At 53.3% G+C, this 10,805-nt stretch carries 10 protein-coding genes; 2 read left to right on the forward strand and 8 right to left on the reverse strand.

Features of this window, described 5'->3' with window-relative positions; all coding sequences use genetic code 11:
• Positions 1-784: TPM domain-containing protein (locus GXP58_03700; GenBank protein ID NOY52708.1), on the forward strand; the 784-nt coding region annotated here is incomplete at its 5' end.
• 170 nt (positions 785-954) lie between these two features.
• Here the strand turns inward: GXP58_03700 and GXP58_03705 are convergent.
• From GXP58_03705 to larC, 8 genes are all read right to left on the reverse strand, one after another.
• Complete coding sequence (locus GXP58_03705) at positions 955-2,427, reverse strand: IS1182 family transposase (protein ID NOY52709.1); 1,473 nt, start codon at positions 2,425-2,427, stop codon at positions 955-957.
• Between the two features lie 229 nt (positions 2,428-2,656).
• Positions 2,657-3,457, reverse strand: a complete 801-nt coding sequence (locus GXP58_03710) for a hypothetical protein (GenBank protein NOY52710.1) — start codon at positions 3,455-3,457, stop codon at positions 2,657-2,659.
• A gap of 15 nt (positions 3,458-3,472) precedes the next feature.
• Entirely contained in the window at positions 3,473-6,097 is a 2,625-nt protein-coding gene (gene secA, locus GXP58_03715) for a preprotein translocase subunit SecA (GenBank protein ID NOY52711.1), read from the reverse strand.
• 100 nt (positions 6,098-6,197) lie between these two features.
• Positions 6,198-7,100, reverse strand: coding sequence for a M23 family metallopeptidase (locus GXP58_03720; protein ID NOY52712.1), 903 nt, complete (start codon positions 7,098-7,100; stop codon positions 6,198-6,200).
• Positions 7,101-7,474: 374 nt separating this feature from the next.
• Positions 7,475-8,134, reverse strand: a complete 660-nt coding sequence (locus tag GXP58_03725) for an endonuclease III domain-containing protein (protein NOY52713.1) — start codon at positions 8,132-8,134, stop codon at positions 7,475-7,477.
• A complete protein-coding gene (locus GXP58_03730; GenBank protein ID NOY52714.1) occupies positions 8,124-8,702 on the reverse strand; it encodes a PAS domain-containing protein in 579 nt (192 codons plus the stop codon). Before GXP58_03730 ends, GXP58_03725 begins: the two co-directional genes overlap by 11 nt.
• 82 nt (positions 8,703-8,784) lie before the next feature.
• Positions 8,785-9,111, reverse strand: coding sequence for a divalent-cation tolerance protein CutA (locus GXP58_03735; GenBank protein NOY52715.1), 327 nt, complete (start codon positions 9,109-9,111; stop codon positions 8,785-8,787).
• Positions 9,108-10,274 carry a nickel pincer cofactor biosynthesis protein LarC gene (gene larC / locus GXP58_03740; GenBank protein ID NOY52716.1) on the reverse strand — a complete coding sequence of 389 codons (1,167 nt, stop codon included), beginning with the start codon at positions 10,272-10,274 and terminating at the stop codon, positions 9,108-9,110. Before larC ends, GXP58_03735 begins: the two co-directional genes overlap by 4 nt.
• A 246-nt stretch (positions 10,275-10,520) precedes the next feature.
• Between larC and GXP58_03745 the strand changes: the two genes are divergently transcribed.
• Positions 10,521-10,724, forward strand: a complete 204-nt coding sequence (locus GXP58_03745; GenBank protein ID NOY52717.1) for a cold-shock protein — start codon at positions 10,521-10,523, stop codon at positions 10,722-10,724.
• Positions 10,725-10,805 lie beyond the last annotated feature (81 nt).

Here is a 10,805-nt window from a genome sequence, read left to right on the forward strand (position 1 = left end):
CACTGGAGAGGTCTCAAAATATAAACTTTGTTTTGACGACAAGAAACGTGATGCTCAAAAAAAGAAAGGTATATATATTGCTTGTGGGTATGATTGTGGGCAGCGTGATGGTATGAAATACGGAAAAGTTAAAGAAAATCTATACAAATTTCTATTCCCTGTTGAAGAACAAGGAGAGTATAAGTACTGTGACTTATATGCAGGCAAGGAGGCGGGCGACGGGAGTAATCAGCCAAAGGTTCATATTGCCTTTTATGGTTGGTCTTATAACAATTTTTATTGGACATTTGTGCCAGCAAAGCAGTTGCCCTATACGCAAGTACTGGATATCCCTAAGTTTCGTGGTTATGTGAATGATTATGCAGATATGATTTCGCCCTCAGCAGAGCAGGAACTTAAAAAAAAGCTGAGCGCGTTCGAACAACAAGATTCAACACAAATCGTTATCTTGACAATTCCATCTCTTCACGGAGATGCGATGGATGAATTCAGCCTTAAAGTTGCTAATAAATGGAAGATAGGCCAAAGAGGGAAAGATAATGGTATCCTTTTTGTCGTTTCGAAACAGGACAAAAAGATGCGTATTGAAGTAGGGAAAGGATTAGAAGCGAGACTACCTAATCCCGCCGTTGGCAAGCTGATTAACCGGATTATCAAGCCGAAGTTTTCCAGCGGTGACTTCGATGGCGGGTTTATTGCGGGTGCTTCTGCTCTGATAGATGCAACAAAAGGGGCTTATACGGCTGCAGCACAACATCGCGCAGTGACGGTTAATGGTCACTGAAATCCCAAATCCAGCGGTAGAAAAGAACTCCTGGGGGTCAGACTTCGCTAATTCTATATTTTACTTGCTCCCTTCTCCAAAAGTTTATAGGAGGCAAGAGGGCCTTTCAGGAAGCCAAGGCCTTTACGGGCTGTTGCCCAAACGCATTAATTCGAGCAGGAGTTAGCTGATCATTGTTCCTGCAAGTTTGCTTTCCACAATCCTTTCTCTTCAGCTCGAACAGGGATAAGAAATGGGGCTGGTAATAATGAAGTTCCCTTTTTCGATTGTGCGATAAGCATAGCTTTTGCTCCCTGTTTCAGCGGACTTTTGCCGTACTTGATCAGCTTCTGAATGTTTTGTATGGCCGCTGTGAGATATTCCTGAATGCCGACACGCCATAGCCCTCTCCATCTGGCACGATCAAACTCATACGGTTTGCCATTCGCAAAGGACCTCTCCATCAAATGTTGTCGTGTCTTGATGTCCTTTTGGGATGGGGATGATTCCGTGACGGCAAGCATCTCTATAAGGTCATCATGACGAAGATGCCGCTTGACGGTACGGCCTGTTTTGCTCCGTGTGCATTGGGGACGAAGTACACAGGCTGTGCAGTCCTTCCGGGCCGCCTTGTAGTCCCGACTTTGACGTTTCTTGTTTACGGTTCGGGGAATGAGTGTCTTTCCCGCCGGACAGCGATAGGTGTTGGTTTCTTCTTGATAGGCAAAACAATGGTCCGGAAAAATCCCTTCCCGGGATGAACTGTTTGCGTGCTTTTTACGCAGGGTCGGCATATGAGGTGCAACGCCTCTGTCCTTGCAGGCCAGCAAGTTCTGAATGGTACCGTATTTGCTGTCAGCTACGATTGTGTCTGCCTGAACTCTTGTATTCTCCTGATGGGTGTCCAGCAAAGAGATCATCCGGTGGGCTTCGTTGACATGACCGGGGGTTACTTCAATAGCGGTAATGATCTCGGCTACCGGATCTACGGCCCGGTGGGTCTGATAGCCAAGACGAGGGGTGCCTCGCTTCACGATTGAGGCCTCGGGGTCGGTGGTCGAGACATAGCGCTGATTCACTTCTTGGGTCGACTTGCCCGCTGTTGGAGGATCTTCCTCCCGGTCGGACAATCTCTTCTCCAATTCAGGGTAGCCCTTCTTCAGATGCTTTTTCAGGGAGTGGGTGTCTACGACCGAATTGTTGGATGCATCTGCATCAATCAGACTGGAGTCGACAAAGATCTTTTTGCCGTCCACAAGGCCCACCTCGACACACTGCCAGACGATCCGTTCAAAAAAACTCTTGAAGGTTTCCACGCCCCACTTCTTTCTGGCTTTGGATAGGACACTGTGGTTCGGGATCTTGGAGTCCAGATTATACCCCAGAAACCAGAGCCAATCTAACCGTTCAGGAAGCGTCCCCATCAACTCTCGCTCGGAGCGAACGTTGTAGAGCACCAGGAGCAGCATCAGCTTCAAAATAATAGGGGGAGCTACGGAGATATTACCGTTACTTCCGTATTTGTCCCGGACTTCCTGATAGATAAACTCAAAGTCGATCAAGTTATCTATCTTTCTCAAGGGGTGGTTTTTACGAATTCTTTGGTCGAGATTAAATCCGGTGTAAAACAAGCTGGGTTGCGGAGGCGGTTGGTGGCCCATCATAAGTGTAGATCTTCTTTCTGCTTGTGTTCTTGGTTGCACAAATATACCATGGATCCTGGCTTAATTAAAGAGATTGGGGCAGCAGCCCGTAAAAACCTGACTCACTTCTCTGCTCTTGAGGATGATTCCGGCTTCATCGATATTCTTTGGGTACACCGATAATCATAAAGGGTCTGTTGTCGGATTTGCAAAAAGCCCATCTGTCGATGTCTGTTTATGGATCATTGTTTCACAGAGACGGTTTTTTCACGTCCCGGAGAAATCCGGTCTCTTCCCGGGCGGCGGCGACACGGGTCAGATCAACTTCGGCGAGAAGAATGCTCTCCTGCATGCCGATGGGATCGGCAATCAATTCTCCGTAAGGGTTGACGCAGAAGCTGTGTCCGTAGAAGTCGAGGTTTCCGTCGTGGCCGATCCGGTTCACCCGGAAGAGGTAGAGGTTGTTGACGAAGGCGTTGGCCGAGAGGATATGAAGCCAGCGTTCTTGGGAGGCGTAGGCCGCCGCCGTCGGGGCGAAAACGATTTCGGCCCCGCTCAGGGCAAGGGTCCGGCATCCTTCGGGGAAGAAGTTGTCCCAGCAGAGCTGCACCCCGATCCGGCCGCAGGCCGTCTCGAAGACGGGGAAGCCGGAATCGCCGGGCGTAAAGTAGAATTTCTCCCGCCATTCGGGGAGATCGGGGAGATGGTTCTTCCGGTAGATCCCGGCGATCGTCCCGTCGGTGTCGAAGACGACGGCGGAGGAATAATCTCCTTTTTCACCCCGTTCATAGAACGGGCAAATGAGGACGATCTTTTCTTTTTCCGCCAGCGTGCGGAAGGGATCGAATAGGGCGTCTTCTTTTGTAACGGCGTATTTCCGGGCCTCTTCGTTTTCCTCGTGAAGAAACCAGGGAAGATGGAAGAACTGGGGGAAGCAGATGATCCGGGCGCCGCTTTCCGCCGCGTGACCAGCGAGCTGCAGGGCCTTCTTCAGGTTCGCATCGATGTGGGCGGTTGTGGTGAGCTGGATGCCTGCAACTTTGATTTTCATTCTCCTTTCCGGCGGTTACCTTCCACAGCAGCGTTTGTATTTCTTCCCGCTGCCGCAGGGGCAGGGAGCGTTCCGCCCGATCTTTTCTCCCTTGACGACGGTCTGCACCTTGGCGGCTCCGCCGCCGTCCCCGTGGCTGAAAACCATCTGCTGTTTTCGGGGGCGTCGTGCCAGTTCCACCTCTTCCGGCTGTTGGATCTGGATGTGAAAGAGGGTGGTGATGGCGTTCTCATCGATCCGGTCGAGGGACTCCTGGAACATGGTGAAGCCTTCTTTTTTGTATTCGACCAGCGGGTCCAACTGGCCGTATCCCCGGAGCCCGATTCCTTCCTTGATGGCATCCATCCCGAGGAGATGATCCTTCCATTGGGTGTCGAGGGACTGGAGCAGAACCATCTGTTCAATGTGTCGTATGAAAGCCTCACCGAACTCCAGTTCCTTTTCGTAATAGATGTTCCCGAGATGAGCTTTAAGCTTTTCCTTGAGTGTCGGCAGGTCCATTTCCCGGATCTCGTCCGCCGCAAAGGGCAGGTCGAGGTTAAAGATGCGGTAATAAAAATCCTTGAGTCCTTCGGTATCCCATTTCGAGTCGATCTTCTCATCGCCGGCGTAAGTTGTCAGATATCGTTCCAGAAGATCATCGATGATCTCCTGGATCATCTCTTTGATATTTTTTCCTTCCAGGATCTCCCGGCGCAATCCGTAGATCGCCTCCCGCTGCTGGTTCATGACATCGTCGTATTCGAGGAGCTGCTTCCGGATATTGAAGTTTTGTGCCTCTACTTTTTTCTGTGCGTTTTCGATCGCCTTGGTGACCATCTTGTTTTCGATCGGGACATTTTCTTCAATGCCTAAGCGGTCCATGATCGAGGAAATCCGTTCCGCACCGAAGATGCGGAGGAGGTCATCTTCGAGCGAGAGGTAAAACCGGGAACTGCCGGGGTCTCCCTGGCGGCCGCCCCGGCCCCGAAGCTGGTTGTCAATCCGCCGGCTTTCGTGCCGTTCCGTGCCTAAGATGTGCAATCCCCCTTCCCGGAGGATCTTTTCCTTGTCTTCGCTGCACTGTTTCGTGAAGTGTTCCAAAAGTGTTTCGTATTTTTCAGAACCTTCGGCGGCCTTGGCATGGGCGAGAAATTCGGGGTTTCCCCCCAGGACGATATCGGTGCCGCGGCCTGCCATGTTGGTGGCGATGGTGACTTCGCCTAACCGGCCGGCCTGTGCGACGATCTCCGCCTCCTGTTCATGGTGCTTGGCGTTCAGGACGTGATGGGGGATGCCGTCCTTTTTCAGCAGGGCCGAGAGCCGTTCGGAGTTTTCGATCGAAATCGTTCCCACCAGGACCGGCTGCCCGCGGCGATGGCAGTCTTTGATCTCCTCGACGACGGCACGGAATTTTTCCTTGACGGTCTTATAGATCAGGTCGGGATTGTCTTTTCGTGCCATCGGTTTGTTGGTCGGCATGACGATGACTTCAAGGTTGTAGATCTTGTTGAACTCCTCGGCTTCGGTGTCGGCGGTACCGGTCATCCCGGCAAGTTTTTTGTACATCCGGAAATAGTTCTGAAAGGTGACGGAGGCGAGGGTCTGGTTTTCCTTGGCGATCTTCACCCCCTCCTTCGCTTCCAGTGCCTGGTGGAGTCCGTCGCTGTAGCGTCGGCCCGGCATGAGGCGTCCCGTGAACTCATCGACAATCAGGACTTCCCCGTCCTTGACGACATAGTCGATATCGCGTTTGAAAAGGGTGTGGGCTTTCAAAGCCTGGTTGACATGATGAACCAGGTCGATGTTGGCGGGATCGTAAAGATTTGTAAGCCCCAGGGCCTGTTCGACCTTTTCGTTTCCTTCTTCCGTCAGGGCGACGGAGTTGGCTTTTTCGTCGATGGTATAGTCTTGCTCTTCTTTGAGACGGGGGATGACCTTGTCGATATGATAGTATTTGTCCGTCGACTCGTCCGTGGGACCGGAGATAATCAGCGGGGTCCGGGCCTCGTCAATGAGAATACTGTCAACCTCGTCGACAATGGCGTAATGAAAATCCCGCTGAACATAATCTTCCAGGCGGAACTTCATGTTGTCCCGGAGATAATCGAAGCCGAACTCGTTGTTGGTGCCGTAGGTGATATCGCAGTCGTAGGCGGCTTTTCGTTCTTCATCCGACAGGTTGTGGACGATACACCCCACGGACATTCCAAGGAAGCGGTAGATCTTTCCCATCCACTGACTGTCCCGCTTGGCGAGGTAATCGTTGACGGTTACGACATGGACCCCCTTCCCTTCGAGAGCATTGAGATAGACGGGCAGGGTCGCCACGAGGGTTTTTCCTTCACCCGTCTTCATCTCTGCGATCCGGCCCTGGTGAAGGACCACTCCACCGATTAACTGAACGTCGAAGTGGCGCATTCCGAGGACCCGCATGGAGGCTTCTCGGACGACGGCGAAGGCCTCGCAAAGGAGATCATCCAGGGATTCGCCCTTCTTAAGACGTTCCCGAAATTCTTCCGTTTTTGCGGTCAGGGCTTCATCCGAGAGGGCGTGGATCGAAGGTTCCAAGTCGTTGATCAGGCCGACGAAAGGACGAATCTTCTTCAACTCCCGTTCGTTACGGGTGCCGATGACTTTTCTGAGGAGGTATCCAAACATAGAATCTATTCTGCCATGATAAGGGAAAAATAAAAACCCCGGCACATCCAACACCGAGGTATGGTAGCTTAAAGCAGAGGGTTTTTCAATGGAAAAGCGTTCAATTCAGGATGTACTTTCTCGGATTGACCGGAACGCCGTTGACGCGGACCTCATAGTGAAGATGCGGGCCCGTGCTTCGGCCGGTATTTCCCACGTAGCAGATTAGATCGCCCCGTTTGACCCGGTCGCCCCGTTTGACGACGATCTTTGAATTGTGGCCGAAGCGGAGGGTAATTCCATGTCCGTTATTGATCTCCAGCAGTTTGCCGTAGCCGTAATCGCCCCGTTTGACCCGTGTGACGATCCCGTTGCAGGGGGCGATGACGGGTGTTCCCGTATGTGTGGCGATATCCAGCCCCTCATGCATCTTGGGATAGCCGGTAAAAGGGTCGATCCGTTTCCCGAATCCGGAAGTGACCCACCCCCGGACAGGCCAGATCGACGGGGTTGAGGCAAGCAGGGTTTTCTGGTCGGAGAAAAAATCGATTAGTTCCTGATCACTGATTTCCTGGCCGGCGGTGTTCTGTTGCAGCCGGTTCAGGTCCTGAACGATTTTCGTTGAGAGATCCGTCCGGTATGCCGGAGGGAGAGTGAGTCTTTCCGGTCCGCCGACGCCGCGAAGGGTGTCGCCGGCCGGGGTCTCTTCGAGGTCGGTCATGACCCGGAGTTTGTGATTGAAATTCCGGAGAGAATCGACCTCCCGGTTCAGCAGATCAAGGTTCCGGCTGAAGGCCTGCAGTTGAAAGCGCTGGACCGTATTTTCCTTTCGCAGGGAATTGAACTCGGTCAACTCGCCTTTCATCCGGACATAATCGGAGACGAAATAGACCATCACGATTCCGATGACGAGCAAAACTGCAACTGCTGCGCTGATCAACTGAACCGGGGCAAAGGCGGGGACCCGGATCTTTCGAACCTTTGCCGTCGGATCGGACATAATCATGATTGTATATTTTTTCATATTTTTTCTTTGATGAAGTCGTAAAAAGTCGTTTTCCGGACTCCGTTCATGGTTCGACAGGCTACCGAGCATGGTGAGCCGGTCGAAGGGCTTCGTGACTTTTTACGACACCATCTTCTTTACGTCCCTTGATTATCGTGCCGTCATTCCACGGGGTTGAGAGGGTTTACCATATCTCAAAGGGGGCTGTCAATTTTTTTCACCCCTTCCTGCTTGGCAGTTACACTCTCCGCCTCCTCCCCCCTCCCCGGAGTACGGGGCGGACAAAAGAAAAAGGGCATCGCCCATACTTCTATTATACGGGAGAAAGAAAAAAAATGTCAATGTGCAATAAGGTTTCCACTTTTAGGCAGCGGAAGAAGAATCCCGGTCGTTCACGTCAGTTTCGTCCTCTCATCCAGGGGACATCCATCGCATCGGGGCTTGGGGGTGCAGTGAAGTTTTCCTACCCGGACGAAAAGGGCGTGGTATTCGTTGAACATCCGGACGTCATCGTCGAGGTGATCCATGAAGAGGGACTGGATCTCTTCGTAGGAACTTGTCTCGCCGCAGAGTCCGTGCCGGCTTAAGACCCGGTGAGTATAGGCGTCGACGACGAAGACAGGTCTTTTCGCTGCATAAAGGAGGATCGAATCGGCCGTTTCCGGGCCGATCCCGGGAACCGCAAGAAGTTCCCTCCGAAGCTCTTCCGTCTGCGTCCGGAACATCCTTGAAAGGTTTCCGTCGTACTCTCTCTGAAGAAAACGGCAGAAAGACCGAAGACGCTTCGTCTTGATATTGTAATAGCCTGAAGGACGGATCAGCTCGGCAAGCTTTCCGGGCGGGGTTTCTCGGAGGTTTTCATATCTCAGAAGATCTGCTTTCCGCAGGTTTGTAATCGCCCGCTCCACGTTCTTCCAGTTGGTATTCTGCGTCAGGATGGCGCCCAAGATGACCTCGAACCGGCTTTTTGCCGGCCACCAGTGCTGCGGGCCGTAGGCGGAAAAGAGTCTGTGGTAGATTTCATGCAGACGTGTGGCGGGATCAGGGGACATAAGGAACAATGTTGCTCTCCGGGGTTTCCTCGCCATGCAGGGGAAGGGGCGATCCCGCCGGTGTTTCGTACAGAAGCACGATCCCGCCCAGCGGAGATCGCCGGTGATTCAAAATGGGTGTAATATGGAGGTCGAGGTGGATCTCCCCGCCGCTTTTTTTCGGAAAGGGAACCCTGCCCGCCCGGTGCGTTTCGCCCGGATCAAGGGCCTTTTCGATTTTTTCCATGCAGGGGTGCAGGAAGAGATCGATTTCTTTCCCAAGGATTTCATCTTCCACGATGTCAAGAAGGACCAAAGCACGCGGATTGGCGGTAACGACGATTCGTTTTGTATTAAAAACCACAATCCCGCAGGGAACCGTTTCGAGGAGGGTATGAAAGAGACTTGATTGCCCTTCGATGGTCTCTTGACTCAACTCCGCCTGAAGGCGCGCCAGGTCCTCTTTTCGACTGCCGGTGACAATCATCTCCCGGATCCGATATTCCAGGTCCGCCAGGCGCCGGTTCTTTTCGATGAGCATCCGGGTCTGGTCCTGGATAATGGTCTGCAGTTGTTCAGTCTTGCTCATGGGGAATTCCTTTTGCCCTTTCATCCTCCATTGTAGGGTGAAGAGCCCCATTTTTGCAACCGGAATCTGTGATCGGATGCCTTCAGCCGGAACCGCCGGTCTCCGCATCGATCCAGGCCAGGTAGGGAGCCGAACCGTTCAGGATCGGTAGGGCAATGATCTCGGGCACTTCATAACTGTGCAGTTTCCGGACACGGGCCTCAATCCGCTCAAAGAGTTCCGCCCGGCTCTTCAGGATCAGGAGGACCTCCTCCGCTTCTTCTACCTTCCCGTTCCAGTGGAAAAGGGATTGCACACCGGGAAGGAGGTTGGCGCAGGCCGCAAGTCTCGTTTCCACCAGGTCCCGGGCCAGGGTGCGGGCCTCCTCTTTGGATGAGGCGGTAATGAGGATTACGATGGATGATTTCAAAGCGTTCTCCCGGCCGCAGCCCGTGCGGTGTCCATGATCTCTTTTAAAGGAAGGCCTTTTTCCAGGGCAAGTTTTCGGCAGACATCGTATTCCGGCGCACGGTTGACGATGGCCCCGTCGAGGAGGCCGATCTTGACGGGGATTTCTCCGTATCTTGTCTCCACATGGATCGTCCGGCGGTCGAGCTTTTCCCGGTACACCCGGCTGCGGCGAAGTCCGATGGCGGTGGTCTCCCGGAAAAGAAGCTGCTGCAGATGCTGTTCCCTTCCTTCGGGTGCCAGCAGACCGATCCGGACGGCGGGGCGGTTTTTTTTCATCTGGATGGGGGTGAAGAAGACGTCCAGCGCCCCTTCATCCAGCAGACGTTCCATGACATGCCCGAAGAGTTCCGGCGTCATGTCGTCGATATTGGTTTCGATCAGCCAGCAGGTGTCTGCGGTGTCTGCGGTCTCTTCCCCGATCATGATCCGGAGGCAGTTCGGACGGTCCGATGATTCCCGGCTTCCCAGGCCGTAACCGATGGAGCGGACCTTCATGCCGGGTTGTCCGCCGAAGCCGTCGGCCAGTCCGGTTAGCAGGGCGGCCCCCGTCGGTGTCGTCCACTCCCGGGCTTCTCCGTCGGCGTAAGTCGGTTTTCCCGTCAGGAGCAGGGCCGTCGCCGGAGCCGGGACGGGAAGGAGACCATGTTCCGTTTCCACGGTTCCGCTCCCCACGTTTACGGGCGAGGCGACGATCCTCTCGATGCCCAACCGTTCCAGCCCGGCCACGGTTCCCACGATATCGACGATGGCATCGACGGCGCCTACTTCGTGAAAATGGACTTCCGACGGATCGACACCGTGAATCCGGGCCTCCGCCTCCCCCAAAAGACGGAACACCCTGCCGCTCTTTTCTTTGACGGCCGGGGACAGGCTGCTCTGATGAATGAGGGCGAGGATCTCCTTCAGGTTCCGGCGCGGTTGATTTTCTCCGACCCGGACTTGAACATGAATGCCGGTGAGTCTCCCGCGTCGGGAGGACGCGGCATCAATCCGGTAACCTTTTACGGGGAGTTTATCCAGTTCTTCAACAAGGGCTTCCGTGGGAAGACCGGCATGGAGGAGCGCACCTAAGGCCATGTTGCCGCTGATGCCGGCAAAGCAGTCAAAATAGGCGGTTTGCAAGGCCGTTCTCCTTTCAGGGAATGGGAGTTGAATCTACCACAGGGACTATGCGGACTCAAGGGAAAAAGGTTCAGGATCATGCAGAGAAAATTTCTTGACTTGACTTTCTCTACCGGCTATCTTTCAAAAAGTTTCGGTGTCTTGACAATCCGCATTCCATGTCAAGGTTTTTTGTAAGGCACCTGGAGGAGAATTCTGCTTGGTCCCTGCGGAGGGGCGATCAGCAAAAGAGGAAGGGAGGCCGGCATGTCGGAAGGTGTTGTGAAGTGGTTTAATCCGGTGAAAGGGTATGGGTTTATCACCCAGGAAGAGGGCAAGGATGTATTTGTCCACTATTCATCCATTGATGGTGAAGGATACAAGACCCTCGAGGAGGGGGAGCGTGTTGTCTTTGAAGTGTCGGAAGGTCCGAAGGGTCCGATGGCGGTGAATGTTTCCCCCCAGGCCTGAGAAAACGATTTACAATGAGAAACATGAAGCCCGGACAACCTGTCCGGGCTTTTTTATCTTTGAACGATTTACAACTGACTC

It is taken from the genome of Deltaproteobacteria bacterium (genome assembly GCA_013151235.1).
GTDB lineage: Bacteria > CG2-30-53-67 > CG2-30-53-67 > CG2-30-53-67 > CG2-30-53-67 > JAADIO01.